Origin of the sequence: Gardnerella sp. DNF00747, assembly GCF_049262675.1 — a bacterium.
Taxonomy (GTDB): domain Bacteria; phylum Actinomycetota; class Actinomycetes; order Actinomycetales; family Bifidobacteriaceae; genus Bifidobacterium; species Bifidobacterium swidsinskii.
In genome coordinates, this window is the sequence record NZ_CP058394.1 from 125,911 (window position 1) to 142,169 (window position 16,259).

General features: G+C 45.9%; 13 protein-coding genes. 12 read left to right on the top strand and 1 reads right to left on the bottom strand.

Features of this window, described 5'->3' with window-relative positions; genetic code table 11:
* Positions 1 to 114: 114 nt before the first annotated feature.
* Positions 115 to 1,344 (bottom strand): extracellular solute-binding protein, encoded by a 1,230-nt coding sequence (locus HXT32_RS00510; RefSeq protein ID WP_004108134.1) that lies wholly within the window; start codon positions 1,342 to 1,344, stop codon positions 115 to 117.
* A 258-nt stretch (positions 1,345 to 1,602) separates the two neighbouring features.
* Here HXT32_RS00510 and HXT32_RS00515 point away from each other — a divergent pair, with 258 nt between their 5' ends.
* The 12 genes from HXT32_RS00515 (at position 1,603) to HXT32_RS00570 (ending at position 16,185) form a co-directional block, all read left to right on the top strand.
* Entirely contained in the window at positions 1,603 to 3,303 is a 1,701-nt protein-coding gene (locus HXT32_RS00515) for an alpha-amylase family glycosyl hydrolase (protein ID WP_422118975.1), read from the top strand.
* Between the two features lie 77 nt (positions 3,304 to 3,380).
* A complete protein-coding gene (locus tag HXT32_RS00520; protein WP_004108130.1) occupies positions 3,381 to 4,217 on the top strand; it encodes a TraX family protein in 837 nt (278 codons plus the stop codon).
* Between the two features lie 96 nt (positions 4,218 to 4,313).
* Entirely contained in the window at positions 4,314 to 7,001 is a 2,688-nt protein-coding gene (locus tag HXT32_RS00525; RefSeq protein ID WP_421788575.1) for a TIM-barrel domain-containing protein, read from the top strand.
* A gap of 519 nt (positions 7,002 to 7,520) precedes the next feature.
* On the top strand, positions 7,521 to 8,591 hold the full coding sequence (thiO, locus tag HXT32_RS00530; protein WP_004104781.1) for a glycine oxidase ThiO: 1,071 nt from the start codon (positions 7,521 to 7,523) through the stop codon (positions 8,589 to 8,591).
* A gap of 123 nt (positions 8,592 to 8,714) precedes the next feature.
* Positions 8,715 to 8,921, top strand: a complete 207-nt coding sequence (thiS, locus tag HXT32_RS00535; RefSeq protein ID WP_004108127.1) for a sulfur carrier protein ThiS — start codon at positions 8,715 to 8,717, stop codon at positions 8,919 to 8,921.
* Between the two features lie 82 nt (positions 8,922 to 9,003).
* Positions 9,004 to 9,816, top strand: coding sequence for a thiazole synthase (locus HXT32_RS00540; RefSeq protein ID WP_004104776.1), 813 nt, complete (start codon positions 9,004 to 9,006; stop codon positions 9,814 to 9,816).
* A gap of 35 nt (positions 9,817 to 9,851) precedes the next feature.
* Complete coding sequence (locus HXT32_RS00545; RefSeq protein ID WP_033888410.1) at positions 9,852 to 10,583, top strand: HesA/MoeB/ThiF family protein; 732 nt, start codon at positions 9,852 to 9,854, stop codon at positions 10,581 to 10,583.
* Positions 10,584 to 10,850: 267 nt separating this feature from the next.
* Positions 10,851 to 12,734, top strand: coding sequence for a molecular chaperone DnaK (gene dnaK / locus HXT32_RS00550; protein ID WP_004104772.1), 1,884 nt, complete (start codon positions 10,851 to 10,853; stop codon positions 12,732 to 12,734).
* Positions 12,734 to 13,432: a nucleotide exchange factor GrpE gene (gene grpE, locus HXT32_RS00555; RefSeq protein ID WP_012914519.1), complete on the top strand. Its 699-nt coding sequence runs from the start codon at positions 12,734 to 12,736 to the stop codon at positions 13,430 to 13,432. Before dnaK ends, grpE begins: the two co-directional genes overlap by 1 nt.
* Positions 13,433 to 13,556: 124 nt before the next feature.
* Positions 13,557 to 14,618, top strand: a complete 1,062-nt coding sequence (locus HXT32_RS00560) for a DnaJ C-terminal domain-containing protein (protein ID WP_012914518.1) — start codon at positions 13,557 to 13,559, stop codon at positions 14,616 to 14,618.
* Between the two features lie 87 nt (positions 14,619 to 14,705).
* The gene (locus HXT32_RS00565; protein WP_004108108.1) at positions 14,706 to 15,302 is read left to right on the top strand and encodes a heat shock protein transcriptional repressor HspR; all 597 of its coding nucleotides are present in this window, start codon (positions 14,706 to 14,708) and stop codon (positions 15,300 to 15,302) included.
* A 139-nt stretch (positions 15,303 to 15,441) separates the two neighbouring features.
* Positions 15,442 to 16,185: an HAD family hydrolase gene (locus HXT32_RS00570; protein ID WP_116773618.1), complete on the top strand. Its 744-nt coding sequence runs from the start codon at positions 15,442 to 15,444 to the stop codon at positions 16,183 to 16,185.
* Positions 16,186 to 16,259 lie beyond the last annotated feature (74 nt).

Here is a 16,259-nt window from a genome sequence, read left to right on the forward strand (position 1 = left end):
ATGCGCCCCACCCCTTGCCGGAGCGGGGGCTGGGGCGCATTGTTTTACTCAAAGTGCATAAAACACTGCTTATGCATCTATTTAGATTTGTTGGCTAGAGTAAGTTTTGTTTACTTACTTCTCTAAGCCCTTAGCAAATTCTGCGGTCTGCGCGGCAGCATTATCGCCAGTAATCTTACCGGTGGAGATAGAAGTGCCGAATGCTTGAACTGGATCCCAGAACTTACCCATTTCAGGAATTGCTGGCTGCAAGACAGAAGTCTTAGCAATGGTTTCCATCTGAGCAACAGCAGCTGGCTCTGCCTTTACGCTATCAGCAAGGGACTTGTCAGAAGGAATTGCACCTTCCTTTTCGAAAGCAATCTGCTGGGACTTCTTGGAGCCCAAGAATGCAGCGAACTTAGCAGCCATCTCTGGAGACTTGGTGTTGGTGTTGTAAGCAACAGCCTTAGAACCAGCGAAGGACTTCATCTGGTGCTCGCCAGACTCAGTCTTGAAGGTTGGAAGAGCAGCTGCAGCATAGTTATCCTTCAAGGCGTCCTTAACCTTGGCTGCATCCCAAGAACCGGAGAACATTGCATCAACGGAGCCGTCCTTCAAGCCAGCCAAGCCGCGACCATTTCCATCAAGTACGAAGTGCTTTTCGTTTCCAACGAGCTTTGTTGCAATGTACTTGGTAACTTCAGCAGCCTTATCACTGAGCTTCATGCCAGCCTTAGCATCGTTTCCATTTTCGCCGAAGAGCGTCATATTGCCATCGAGGTAGAAGCCTGGGAGATACCAAGCATTAGCAAGATCGAATGAAACCTTGCCCTTTTCAAGCATCTTGTCGAGGGACTTAACGTCATCAGCGGAGAACTTGGACTTGTTGTAGTACATGAACCAAGTGTTGCCGGTGTAAGGAACGCCGTAAAGTTTACCGTCCTGAGCGGTAACAGACTTGATCAAAGTATCTTCGTTCTGTTCCTTAACTTGCTTTGTGGCGTCATCGCTTAATTCGCCGATTGCTCCAGCCTTTACCAAGTCGCCGAGCTGATCGTTAGGGAAGAGGAACACATCAGCAGCAGCCTTAGCATCCTGCTTAACAGCCTTAGCAGCGTCTGGTGGCTCAACAACAGCGTTCTTGAAAGTAACGTTTGGATTTTCCTTCTTGAATTCTGCTTCAACAGTCTTAATCCAGCCGCCATCTTTCTGATCGTCAGCAGAACCCCAAACGGTGAGCTGAACAGGTGCTGAATCAGCAGCCTTCTTAGCGCTATTGTTAGTGCTTGAACCGCAAGCTGCAAATCCAAACAAAGTAGCAACTGCAAGACCTGCACCCAGCATCTTCTTAATATTCGTCATCCTTGACCTCCTATATCATGCCAAAAACTGGCATATCATTTGGTGGCGTAGTAACGGACTCCGTTGTGGCGCAACATCGCGATTGCTGCGTAGAGCAGCGTCACAAGTCTCACAAATCCGTTCGTAAGCACTGTGTAGTATACACGGATATCGTGTCGTTTGCAAATGAGTGGCGGGTTAATCTGTATATTTCGCCCTATAAATTTTTTCAAGTGGTTGCGTGTAAACTAAATAGCACAACGCTAGAAGGGTGAAATAATGGCATTATACGATCATGCTCAGTGGCTTAAAGACGCGGTTTTTTACGAAATCTATCCGCAAAGTTTTTGTGATTCCAATGGCGATGGCATAGGCGATATTCAAGGAATTATCGAAAAGTTAGACTATGTAAAATCGCTTGGTTGCAACGCAATTTGGCTTAATCCTTGCTATGACTCGCCTTTTAAAGATGCGGGCTATGACGTGCGCGACTACAAAAAAGTAGCTGCGCGTTACGGAACGAACGAAGATTTAAAGCAGCTTTTTAGTGAAGCTCACAATCGAGGAATCCGCATGTTGCTTGACTTAGTGCCGGGTCATACGAGTGAAGAACACGAGTGGTTTAAGGAAAGTTCGAAAGCTGAAGAAAACGAGTTTAGCAAGCGATATATTTGGACAGACAGTGCGTTTAGCGGCTATTCTATGCCGTTTATTGGCGGTGAAACTGAGCGTGACGCCACTTATATTCTAAACTTCTTCAAATGTCAGCCTGCATTAAACTACGGTTTTGCACATAGGGATCGAGCTTGGCAATCCGCTCCAGATTCCAAAGAAGCGGCAGAAACTCGCGCTGCGATGGTTGATATTATGCGATTTTGGCTTTCGCTTGGTGCGGATGGCTTCCGAGTCGATATGGCTGATTCGCTTGTAAAAAACGATGACAATAATGGCGAAGGAAGCCTTGGAAAAGACAATACAATTCGCGCATGGCAGGAAATGCTTGGCACTGTAAAAGAAGAGTATCCGCAGGCTGCTTTTGTGTCCGAATGGGGCAGACCGCGTCAGGCTCTTACTGCAGGATTCGACATGGACTTCTATTTGAATTGGCGCTGGGATGGCAATCCTAATGGTTATGCGCGTTTACTTCGTGACGTTGATAACGCTTTAGATAACAATTCTGAGCGCGATCACAGCTACTTTAATGCGCACGGTGGCGGAAGCATTTGCCCATTCTTGGACGACTACTGCCCGCAGTATGAATCAACCTGTAATCAAGGCTACTTTAGTTTCATCACATGCAATCACGATACGCCGCGTCTTGCTCCGCGTCTTGACGATCGTGAGCGTCGCGTGGCTTTCGGCATGATACTCACTATGCCAGGCGTGCCATTCGTGTATTATGGCGACGAAATTGGCATGAAATATCGCGATATCCCAACAAAAGAAGGCGGCTACGCTCGTACGGGCACTCGTACGCCAATGCAATGGGATGATGCAAAGAATTTTGGCTTCTCAATGGCTGCAAAATCTAAATTATACTTGCCTGTTGAAGCGCGAGCAGACGGAAGAACTTGCGCAAATTCTCGAAAACAAGCAGTGGGGAGTGGTGAAATTCCAACTGTTTCTGCGCAAATTAATTGCGAAGATTCCTTCCTTTCGTGGGTGCGCTCGCTTATTGCGCTTCGTCATAGCCGCAAATCTTTGCAAGCTGACGCTTCTTGGAGAGTGCTGTATGCTCCTGTTGACGGGCGCGGCTTTGCTTACGAGCGTTGCGCAAAAGGTGACGCAGGAGAATCAGCTGTGGAACGAAGCATTGTGGTTATGAACCCAGATGTAAATAGTGAAACAGTTTCATTAGAAGCATTAGCGAATCTTACGCAAGAATCTGCTTACAATCCATTACTTAAAATTGGAGAAATATCGGTTAATGGTGATTGCTTAACACTCGGCGCTCAAAGTTTTGCAGTGTTTGGAATGTAAATTACAGGTTAGGTAGATACGCGACTACGGATAAAATTTATATAAACTAGGTATGCGCAAATAAACAAGGACGTGCAATGAGTATTAATAGTGGTAAAGCAATAATGCGTGATAGCGGTAACGCGAATAAGGAAATGCTTGATGCAAACGGCAAACCAATTCGTGCTGACCGTAACATAAAAACTGGAATCACGCTCAATAAACTCAAAATGCTCGGCGCTTTTATGCTTATGCTAGGTGCATTTAGTAACACAGTAATTGCACGAATGTTCGGCGGAACAGTAACCAATAATATGTTTGCATTGACAGTCATATTAGTTTGTGAATTTATAAGCTGGACTGCAGTGCCATGGTATGCGTGGATACTAGTACGCGGATACCATAACACGCATAATTTGAATCTTTACATGTTGAGATTGCTGATTTTAGCAGTGGTTTGCGAAGTTCCATACGATTTGGTGAATTCAAAATGTTTGTTCGACATGCGTTCGCAAAATCCTGTATTTGCAATGGTTATTTCCCTATTCGTACTTTCGAGTATAGATACAATTAGGGAACGTTTAAGCGGATTTAGTAAAGGTTTTGCTATTACCGTGCTTATCATTGCGGGTCTTCTTTGGAATTTGATAGGAAAAGTTTTTGTGCAGCATGGAATTTTCTTCGGCGGCGTAACTTTGCTTATTTTCGTACTTCTTTTTGAATTATTAAAAAAGCGCGAAATTACTATGGAGATGACTGCAGGAATGTTCGGCGCTATGTCGATGCTTACACCTGGTATTGGTGTAGCTGTGTTGCATTATCGTAGCCCTTATGGTGATGGTCCTAAAAACTCGACGACGTTCCGTTGTGTTATGTATGCGTGGTATCCGCTGATGTTGATCATTGCGTCAGTGTTTGCAGTATACATTCATTAAAGTTATAAGTTGTAAGCAAACAAAATAATACATAAAATAATACATAAAATTGTTAATAAGCAAAGTTGCAAGGTAACAGCAGAGATGTGCAGTAGTATGGACTCTTCCAAGTTGGGAATTTTTTATAAGTACGCAACTGATTCAAATGCAAAGGCGCAGGATAGTCAGGTAATTAAGGGCGAAAAGTGGCGAATTACGGTTATTACAGATTCGCTTATTCGTCTTGAATGGAGCGATGATGGAAAGTTTGTTGACAATCCTACGCAAACTGTAATCTGCCGCAATTTTGCTCACAAAAGCGCGGACGCTCAGCCGCAATTTAGTGCGCGCACAAACGAAAATGAATGGCTGGAAGTCGAAACTGAAAAGCTGCATCTTACTTATAATTGCGAAGCTTTTAGCAAAGAAGGTTTAAGTATTGTTGTGCGCGGAGTGCCGTGCACGCAGTTTAATACGTGGCATTACGGCGACGCGTGCCCGGGAAATCTTCTTGGAACTTTTAGAACTTTGGATCAGGCGAATGGCCCGGTAAAACTTGGTAAAGGAATACTTTCGCGCGACGGATGGTCTATTTTAGACGATTCTGCAACTTGCGAAATTGCTCCGGCTGAGGAAATAAATGGCAAACCAAACCCGTATGGGGCTTGGGTTAAGTCGCGTGCGCAAAAAGTTAGCGAGCAATCAGGTAGATACAAGGACTTGTATTTCTTCGGTTACGGACACCGCTATATTCAAGCAATTCAAGACTTTTATAAGCTTACGGGCGCTCAGCCGCTGCTGCCACGTTTTGCGCTAAGCAATTGGTGGAGCCGCTACTATCGCTACCGTCAAGACGAATATTTGCAATTGCATAATCGTTTTAAGCGCGAAGGCATACCTTTTAGCACGGCTGTTATTGACATGGATTGGCATGTTACTGATGTTGATCCGAAGTATGGATCCGGTTGGACGGGCTATACGTGGAACGAGGAACTTTTCCCGGATCATCGTGCTTTTTTGCGTAAACTTAACGCTGCTGGATTGTCTCCAACTTTGAACTTGCATCCGCGCGACGGCGTGCGTGCGTTTGAAAAAGATTATCCGCAAGTTGCGCAAGATGCTGGCATTGATCCGGCAAGCGGCAAAGCTGTGGAATTTGATTTAACGAATCCGCAGTTTGTGAAGGCTTACTTCAACATGCATCATCGTATGGAAGATGAAGGCGTGCGATTTTGGTGGATTGACTGGCAGCAGGGGGGAGTTACGCGCGAGCCTGGCTTGGATCCTCTTTGGATGCTGAACCACATGCATTATGAGGACGCTGCGCGCGAAGGTCGATGGCCTATTACGTTCTCTCGTTATGCTGGCCCTGGTTCGCATCGCTACCCAGTTGGATTCTCGGGAGATACCGTTACTACTTGGGATTCGCTTGCTTTCCAAACTTACTTCACTTCTACAGCTTCCAATATTGGCTACGGATGGTGGAGTCACGATATTGGCGGACACATGCTTGGCGTTAGAAATAACGAGTTGGAAGCGCGATGGTACGCTTTCGGCGCGTTTAGTCCTATTAATCGTTTGCACTCTACTTGCTCGCCATTCGCTGGAAAAGAGCCGTGGAATTTCCCTCGGGAGACTCGCGAAGCAATGGTGAAAATGCTTCGTTTGCGCGCGGAACTTTTGCCATACGTTTATACGATGAATTATCGCGCGGCTTTTGATGGCAGGCCGATTATTGAGCCAATGTACTGGCAGTCGCCGGAAGTTGGAATGGCTTACGAAATTCCTAACGAGTACCGTTTTGGAAGCGAGCTTATAGTATCGCCGATTGTTTCGCCTAACGACGCGGCTGCTTTGCGCGGATGTGCTGGAGTTTGGTTGCCGGAAGGCGATTGGTACGATTTGTTTGACGGACGCAGGTATGTGTCTCGCGGCTGGAATGGCCGCAGATTTGAAGCGTGGCGCTTACTTGACCGCGTGCCGGCTTTTGCGCGCGCTGGAGCGATTGTGCCTCTGCAAGTTTTGCCGGAAGTTGCAGATTGCGAGCGTAGTGCTGAGACCGCTGAATCTGTTAATAGCATTGAAAATCCGCGGGCTTTGCGAGTTCTTGCATTCCCTGGAGCTGACGGCGAATTTGTGATGCGAGAAGATAACGGCGATTTTGCTGCCGCGTCTGCTGGAAATACTGCTAATACACGTATGAATTTTGTGTGGCGAGACGGCAATGGTTCTTCGCAATTTATTATTTCCGGTGTTGCAGGATGTGATGCTGCCGTAGAATCTGTGCCGCAAAAACGCAACTGGAACGTTGTATTTAGAGGAGTTGCTTGCATAGATTTTGCTCACGTGCGCGTGTTTGTTGGGAGCCGAGAGCTTAACGCAAGCGAGTTTGCGGTTTCTTACGAAGGCGAAGAGGCGACTTTGAGCTTGTCGGTTTCTGTGAAAGACGTGCCAGCTCGTTCGGAAGTTTGCGTAATTGTTGACGGTGGATTGCAAATCGCTGCCGACCCTAAAGTTGGCGACGCTTACCGATTCCTGCTTCAAGCGCAAGTGCCGTACAGAGGCAAGGAAATGGCTTTTGATGCAGTGCGAGATTCTGGCGGAAGTGCAAGTGCTATTGCTGAAATCTCAACTCTTGAATACGAGAACGAATCGGAAGCAGAAAAGTATCGCAACAGCGTTGATATGCTTAACGCTTACGCAACCGACCAGCCTTCCGTAGTTAAGTGGGCGCAATGGCGTTGCACACTGCCTGTTTCGGTAAAGCACGCGCTTGAGGAGATTTTGCTGCGCTCGGTTGAGTAATTCCGTCAGCGCGAGCGCGACGACCTGCCTGAGCGCATAGAGCGTAGCGCGCGAAGGCAACTCGGAGCGGAAACTCGCTTAAGTTGGAAGTCCAGTGGACTTCCAACGCGAGTTTCGCGCGCGAGCGTAATCCGCGCGAGCGTAATCCGCGCGAGCGTAATCCGCGCGAGCGCTGTCTGCGCCAGTAACGAAAAAACGGAGTTATACGTTACTCGCGCAGAAACCGTACTGCGTCAGTAGCGAAATTGCTTAGTTTTGCGATTTGACATGCCATCTCAATTAACCAATTTTTCACAGAAGTGCTAGAATACTACACGGTAGTGTGACGAAAATCACATATTTTCGTTGCGTCTATCTGTAGCGTTTGTAATATCGCTAAAGTTGGCAATATTACAGCTTTACAATCGCAGTTTTGAAAGTCAAAGCTACGAAACGCGGGAGCTTGTTCTATACAGGCTGAGAGGGCGAAAGCCGACCGTAAACCTGATGCGGGTAATGCCGCCGTAGGGAAGGAGTATTATGCGAAATATTCGTATTATTGGTGCAGGTATTATTGGTTTAGCAACAGCGTGGAGACTTACGGAAGCTGGCGTAAAAGTTAGCATAATTGATCCAGATCCAGTCTCGGGCGCTTCTCACCATGCTGCTGGCATGTTAGCTCCTACCGCAGAAATGCAATATCAGCAAGAAGCGTTGTATCCTCTTATGTTTGAGTCTGCAACTATGTATAAGGAATTGGTTGATTCGGTTGCAAAGTACACCGATAAGCCAACTGGCTACTTAGAGTGCGGCTCTTACGTAATTGGCGGTGACGCTGCAGATAACGAGCATGTAAACGAGTTGCTAAACTTGCAGCATCGTTACGGCCGTAGAGCTGAGCATATTTCTGTGAGTAAGCTTCGTGAGATTGAGCCTGCTCTTTCGCCAACTATTGCTGGCGCTGTAAGCGTGCCGGACGACCATCAAATCAACCCTCGTCTTTTCACTGCAGCAATGATTGATGCACTCGAAAAGCGCGGTGTTGTTATTGAGCGTCGCGCAAGCACTCCAGACGATTTGGGTCCAGACACAGTTTTGGCATCCGGCTTGGGTGCTAAGGATATGCTTCCTCAGCTTAAGCTTCGCGCTGTGTGGGGCGATATGATTCGTATGACTATTCCAGAGCCTTTGCGCCCAATTTTGAGCTCTGTGGTTCGTGGATTTGTGCATGATCGTCCAGTTTATTTGGTTCCTCGCGCTAAGGAAACAGGCGAGCTTGTGCTTGGCGCTACTTCTCGCGAAGATGACCGCGATATTCCAAAGGTTGGTGGCGTACTCGACTTACTTCGCGATGCTGCAAGCGTGCTTCCTGGCATTCAGGAATGCTCGATTACTGAGGTTACCGCTGGCGGCCGCCCTGGAACTCCGGACGATTTGCCATTCATTGGTATTGATCCTAAGACGCATACCACGATTTCCACTGGTTACTTCCGCCACGGCATTTTGCTCACCGCTTTGGGTTCTTCTTTGACTACAAAGCTTGTGCTTGAGCAAGAGTTGACTGAGAAGGAAAAGGGTTTCTTGGAGAGCTGCAATCCTGCTCGCTTTTAATCGCTAATTCCAGTGAATTCGTTATATTCCGCTGCGAATTGTGTGAAGCGTTCAAATATAGACGTAAGTGTGATGCAGAAAGTACTTTTAGTAATTCAGCTTTTAGTTAGTAAAGGTTAGATTATGCAAATCGTAGTCAATGGTGAAATTGTTGAAGCGCAAGACGGATTAACTGTTGCTCAGCTTATTGCGCAACGTTATGGTTCGGATGCAGGACTTGGTATAGCGGTCGCAATTGGCGACGATGTGCTTTCTCGCGCACAATGGGAATCAGCCGTCATATGTGATGGTAATCAAATCGAGATTCTTAGCGCAGTTCAAGGCGGCTGAAACACCACAAAATTAAGCGTGAAATTAGTGCGCTTAATTATTTAATTTTAATTAAGTTTAAATATTAAATAAAAGGCTTAAAATGACAGAAAATAATACAGAAGAAAGTGCCGATACTTGGCAGCTTTGCGGTAAGACTTTACATTCAAGGCTTTTGCTTGGCACTGGTGGCATGACGAGCATTGACATTATGGAAAAGTCACTTGTAGCTTCAGGTGCGGAAGTGGCTACGGTTGCAATGCGCCGTCACGCAAAAACAGGCGTGGATATTTACGGCATGTTGCAGCGTCACAATATTAACGTTTTGCCAAATACTGCAGGCTGCAAAACTGCGCATGACGCTGTGCTTACAGCAAAAATGGCTCGTGAGTCGCTTGGAACTGACTGGATTAAGCTCGAAGTAATTGCAGACGACGATACTTTACTTCCAGATACTCGTGAAGTATTACTTGCTGCAGAAAAGCTTATTGAAGAAGGCTTTAGTGTTCTTTGCTACACGAATGACGACCCGATTGTGGCTCGCCGCTTGGTTTCGCTTGGTGTGAAGGCTGTTATGCCTGGTGGTGCTCCAATTGGAACTGGTCTTGGTATTTTGAATCCTCGAAATATTGAGCTGATTGTCCAAGAATGCAAGGAAGCTGGCGTTCCTGTGATTTTGGATGCCGGCGTTGGCACTGCTTCCGATGTTGTTAAAGCTTTCGAAATTGGCTGCTCTGGCGTGCTTCTTGCAAGCGCTGTAACTCGCTGTCCAGACCCAGTGAAGATGGGTCGTGCAATGGCTGCTGCTGTAACTGCTGGAAAGCTTGCTCACGATGCTGGCCGTATTCCTAAGCGTGAACATGCGCTCGCTTCTTCGCCTGTTGAAGGTCGCGCTTGGGCTGATTCTGTACTGTAAATTTTGTACTGTAATTTTTCGGCATATTATTCAACATGACGATTAATAAAATTTACGACAACCTGCAGGAGCTTGAGGTGGAACGCACTAGCCGCCACTTGCTCCTGCCGGGCTTTACGCATGAACATCAGCAGTTACTTCGCGATGCGAAAATCTGCATGGTCGGAGCAGGTGGACTTGGTTCGCCATGCTTGCTTTCGCTTGCTGCAGCAGGAGTTGGCGAAATTACGATTTGTGATGACGATGTTGTTGAGCTTTCTAATTTGCAAAGGCAGACTTTATATACTGTCGATCAGTGTGGCAAATCTAAAGCGCAACTTGCGGCTAAGCGTCTGCAAGCGTTATCTCCGGGTTTAAAAATCAACCTTGTAGATAGATTTAATGAAGACAACGCAAAGCAACTTGTAGAAAGTCACGACTTAATAATTGATGGTTGCGATAATTTTGCTACTCGCTTTTTGATTGCGGATGCTGCTTGGAGTGCTGGTACGCCAGAAGTTTACGGATCGGTGCTTTATTATGAAGGTCAAGTAAGCGTTTTTATGCCTGGGGAGGGACCAGGATTGCGCGACTTGTACCCTTGTCCTCCGCCTAAAGAAAAAGTGCCAAAATCGGCAGTATTGGGCGCGACTGCAGCTATTGTTGGCGCAATGATGGCAACTGAAGCAATCAAACTCATAACCGGTATTGGCACGCCGCTTATTGGTGTTTTGGCGCGCTACAATGCTCTGGATAATTCTTTGCGTCGTTTTAAGTTCAGCGCGTGAATGCTACTGAATTTTGCAGAATTTCCCCTTAATTTTGCTTAAATTGCAAAACTTGAGTCTAGTTGTATAAAGTTTTTTGTAATTTTTGGGAATAAAAGTTGACTTTTACAAGTTGAGTGTAGTAGGCTCAAGTTTTGGAAAGTAAAAAAGCTGGTGATTTACCTAGTTTCCAATAAGGAATCTAAATAAAGCTCAGCTCACGTAACTGCAAAACTTGAAGGAAAGCGTAATTGCACAAAAGGTGCAATACCTAGTTAAGGAGAAATTATGGGACGCGCAGTAGGTATTGATTTGGGAACAACCAACTCTTGCATTGCTACTCTTGAAGGTGGCAGCCCAACCGTTATTGTGAACGCTGAAGGCGCACGTACCACGCCATCTGTTGTGGCATTCAGCAAATCCGGCGAAATCTTGGTTGGTGAAGTTGCTAAGCGTCAGGCTGTAACAAACGTTGATCGCACGATTAGCTCAGTAAAGCGTCATATGGGCACTGATTGGACTGTTGATATCGACGGCAAGAAGTGGACTCCACAAGAGATTTCTGCACAGGTTTTAATGAAGTTGAAGCGCGATGCTGAAGCTTACTTGGGCGAGCCGGTAACCGATGCCGTTATTACATGCCCAGCTTACTTCAACGATGCTCAGCGTCAGGCAACTAAGGATGCAGGTAAGATTGCAGGCTTGAACGTGCTTCGTATTATTAACGAACCAACTGCTGCAGCTTTGGCTTACGGCCTCGAAAAGGGCAAGGAAGACGAGCGCATTTTGGTATTCGACTTGGGTGGCGGTACTTTCGATGTGTCCTTGCTTGAAATTGGTAAGGATGATGACGGATTCTCCACAATTCAGGTGCAAGCAACTAATGGCGATAACCACTTGGGTGGCGACGACTGGGATCAGAAGATTATCGACTGGCTTGTTGGCGAAGTTAAGAACAAGTATGGCGTTGATTTGAGCAAGGATAAGATTGCTTTGCAGCGCTTGAAGGAAGCTGCTGAGCAGGCAAAGAAGGAGCTTAGCTCTTCTACTTCCACCTCAATTTCTATGCAGTACTTGGCAATGACTCCTGACGGCACTCCAGTGCATTTGGATGAGACTTTGACTCGTGCTCACTTTGAGGAAATGACTTCCGACTTGCTCGGCCGCTGCCGTACGCCATTTAACAACGTTCTTTCTGACGCTGGAATTTCAGTAAGCCAGATTGATCACGTGGTTCTTGTTGGTGGCTCTACTCGTATGCCAGCTGTGAAGGATTTGGTGAAGGAACTTACTGGCGGTAAGGAAGCTAACCAGTCCGTGAACCCAGATGAAGTCGTGGCCGTTGGCGCAGCCGTGCAGTCGGGCGTTATTAAGGGAGACCGCAAAGACGTTCTGCTTATTGATGTAACTCCACTTTCCTTGGGTATTGAAACCAAGGGTGGAATTATGACAAAGCTTATTGACCGCAACACTGCAATTCCGACGAAGCGCTCGGAAGTATTCTCCACTGCTGAAGACAATCAGCCATCCGTGTTGATTCAGGTTTACCAGGGTGAGCGTGAGTTTGCTCGCGATAACAAGCCTCTTGGCACTTTTGAGTTGACTGGTATTGCTCCAGCTCCTCGTGGCGTTCCTCAGATTGAAGTCACTTTCGATATTGACGCTAACGGCATTGTGCATGTTTCCGCTAAGGATAAGGGCACTGGTAAGGAACAGTCTATGACTATTACTGGTGGTTCCGGTTTGCCAAAGGACGAAATTGACCGCATGGTGAAGGAAGCTGAAGCTCACGAAGCTGAAGATAAGAAGCGTAAGGAAGAAGCTGAAGTTCGCAACCAAGCAGAAGCCTTTGCTTACCAGACTGAAAAGCTTGTGAACGACAATAAAGACAAGCTTTCCGATGAAATCTCTAAGGAAGTTACCGACAAGGTTAATGCTTTGAAGGAAGCTTTGAAGGGTGACGACGTTGAGAAGATTAAGTCTGCTCAAAGCGAGTTGATGACTTCTGCTCAGAAGATCGGTCAGCAGCTTTACGCTCAGCAGGGTGCTGCTGGTGCCGAAGCTGGCGCTCAGTCTGCTGCTGGCGCTCAGGCTGGCTCTGCAGCTAAGGATGATGATGTAGTTGACGCCGAAGTGGTGGACGACGACAAGGACGATAAGGACAATAAGTAATGTCCGACTTTAACGCCAACGAATATTTGCAAGATATGGAAGATGCTGACTCGCTGGGTGTAAAAGCTACAGGTGATTCTGCGAAATCGTCTGCGCAATCTTCATCGAAAGCTGCTGAAGATGCAAATCCTGCAGAAACGAAAGCTGATGCACAAGCTGATGCTAACGTTTCTGCGGATTCCGCAAATTCTGAGGATACAGCGAATTCCACTGAATCCTCAGAATCGAAAGACAGCCAAGACGCGGATAGCGGCAGTTTAACTCCCTTAGGTAAAGCTAAGAAAGAAGCTGCAGAGTACTTGGAAGCGTTACAGCGAGAGCGTGCTGAGTTTATAAACTTCAGAAATCGTTCTGCCAAAGAGCAGGATCGTTTCAGACAGCATGGAATTATTGACGTGCTGACAGCATTGCTTCCGGCATTGGATGACATTGACCGCATTCGCGAGCATAGCGAAATGGATGATTCATTCAAGGCTGTTGCAACTAAGATAGATAAAGCTTTTGAAAAGTTTGGTGTGGAAAAGTTTGGTGAGAAGGGCGAAGATTTTGACCCGACCAAGCATGATGCAATTTTGCACAGGCCAGATCCAGACGCTACAAAAGAAACTGTTGATGCTGTAGTTGAAGCAGGATATCGAATAGGAGATCGCGTTATTCGCGCCGCTCGTGTGGTCGTTTCTTCGCCAAGTAATGACTAACGAAACTCTTAGTCGTGACTTTATTGCATAACTTGCTCGTGCTGACTCATAAGAGTTAGCACGAGCAGACTATATTTGGTCAAAAGCGAAATAGCCAATGTGCTTGTGAAGAAAGGAGGCACAAATGGCTGAAAATGAATGGTTAGCTAAGGATTTTTATAAGGTTCTCGGTGTCTCCAAAGACGCAGATGAGGCAACGATTACCAAAGCGTATCGCAAACTTGCTCGTAAATATCACCCTGATTTAAACAAAACAAAAGAAGCTGAAGAAAAATTTAAGGATGTTTCTGAAGCTTACGACGTACTAAAAGATAGTCAAACTCGCCAACGTTACGATGCTATCCGCCAATTTGGTGCTGGTGGTGCTCGTTTCGCTGGAGGAGCAGGTGGTGCTGGCGGTTTCGATGCGTCGAGCTTCTCGGACATTTTCTCTATGTTCAACGGCGGCTCTGGCATGGGCAGCATGGGTGGCATGGGCGGAAACGGTTCGCGCATTCGCTTTACATCCAACGGTGCTGGACCAAATATGAGCGACATTTTCTCTATGTTTGGTGGAGGTCAGCGCTCTCAAGATTCAGCAGGATTCCAGGGTACGAGTGGCTTTGGTGGTGAGAGGTATTCTCAACCGCAGGAAGCTAATGTGCCTGAAGTTGGCGAAGATATAACAACCGATATAAAGCTCACATTTAAGCAAGCTTTTAAAGGCGCTACAGTATCGTTGCGTGCGGCTGGTGAAACTTTTAAAACGCATATTCCAGCTGGTGTAAAAACCGGACAGAAAATTCGTTTGAAAGGAAAAGGCAAGCCAGGCAAGTTCGGTGGTGCTGCAGGTGACTTGTACTTGCATGTTCAAGTAGAAGCATCAGATAAATTTACTTTGCGAGGCGACGATTTGATTTCTACATTGCCGCTAACGTTAAGTGAAGCAGTGCATGGTGCAAAAGTTAGTATAAACGACCTAGACGGCAACCCTGTTACTTTCAAAGTTCCAGCTTGTGTTTCAAGCGGCGATGAAGTTCGTATAGAAGGTGCTGGAGTGCCGGGGGAAAATGGCGATTTTGTTGGCGTTGTGCAGATTCGTTTGCCAAAGCGTTCAAGTATGTCTCTTAGACGCGTTGCAAAAGAATTTGATAAAACTGCTGGCGAAACTTATGCTGAAGAAATTAAAAAATTAAGACAAAACTAAGTTAACAATAATTTAGTAGGTTAAACACTGTTGAATTGCTTGTAACAGTGCTTTAAACATACTAAAAAGGGCAAAGGAAGGCGTGCTATGACACCAATAACGCGTGAAACTAAAGCACTGTATGAAATGTGTGCAGTTGCTTTAGTGCGTGGTACTGCAACGCTTGACGGGGCAGATGAAGTAGGATTTGTTCTTGATTTGCCAATATTTACCGTAAGCCACGTGGCACGCCTAACTAATACGCATCCGCAAACTTTACGACAGTATGATCGGCTTCATTTAATAATGCCGCATAGAACTGAAGGTGGCGCTCGCCGCTATTCTTTGCGAGATATAGACAGGATTGTGCAAACTCAGCATTTAAGCCAAAATGAAGGCATTAATCTTGCTGGCATCATGCAAATACTTGATTTGCAAGAAGAAAATCGACAGCTGAAAAGACAAGTACGGCATTTGTTAGATTCTGCAGAGTCTTCAGAGCGCAATATTTTTGCTGCAAATGCAGATGGTGACATTGTGGAAATGCAGCGTTCTCGCAATGCGCGTCGCTGGAGGCGGGATATTCTTGCAGAGAGACGAGCGTTACCTTCGTCGTATTCTTCAGAAAGCTATAACAGTAATTATAAAAATCGAAAGTCTTTGGATGAAAAATCTGTGGTGTTGTGGAGAGCGTGGAGCATATAGTAACGTAGGCATGGCTACTTATTGTGCTTAAGTGAGAAATTAGCGAGAAGAATTAATAGTGCGAAAAGTAATACAAAATTAGTGCGAAATAATGCGCTACAAAAGCTAAAGCAAATATATGCAATATAAAGGATTGTGAATGGCTGAACAGACGACGAATGTGTGTGTAAGTACTCTTAACTCTAGTGAAGAAAAACATGTGTTGCGTGCAGTTTTTTGGGACATGGATGGCACTCTTATAGATTCCGAGCCGTATTGGCATGAGTCGGAATTTTATTTAATAAAAAAATACGGTGGTTACTGGGATGAAGATTTAGCTTGGGAATGTTCCGGCGGATCCCTTGAAACTGTTGCCAATAAAATGATTCCAAGCGGTACAAAACTTACTGTAGAAGAAATCGGCAAAGGTATGGTTGATTACGTTGCTGCTCGTGAAGCTGAATCCGTGCCATGGGTTCCAGGAGTTTTAGACGTACTTAAAAGCCTTACGGATGCTGGCATTCCTTCAATTTTGGTGAGTAATTCGCCGCGTTGTTTGGTTGAAAATATTGTGAATCACGCTCCAGAAGGCGCTTTCGCTGGGTATGTGTGTGGAGATGATGGATTTAAACCGAAGCCTAGTGCTGAGCCATATCTTGCTGCAGGAAAAATGGTTGGCATTGAGGGTACGGACGAGGAAGTTGCAAAGCAGATGGCTAATTGCATTGCCATAGAAGATTCTCTATCTGGTCTTACTGCCGCAATTAATTCCGGAGCAACTGTAATTGCACAAACAGGTTTTTCGCGCGCAAACATATCTGAAAGCAAGCATCACGCAGAACTTAACGGTTATGAAAATGTGACTGCTAAAATGCTTGAGAACATTGTTTTGAGTCGAAACTAATTAACAAACAAGCAAAACTAATTAATAAACTATTTAGTTATTTATTTAGATAGCTATTCGCATATCTGTTTGTA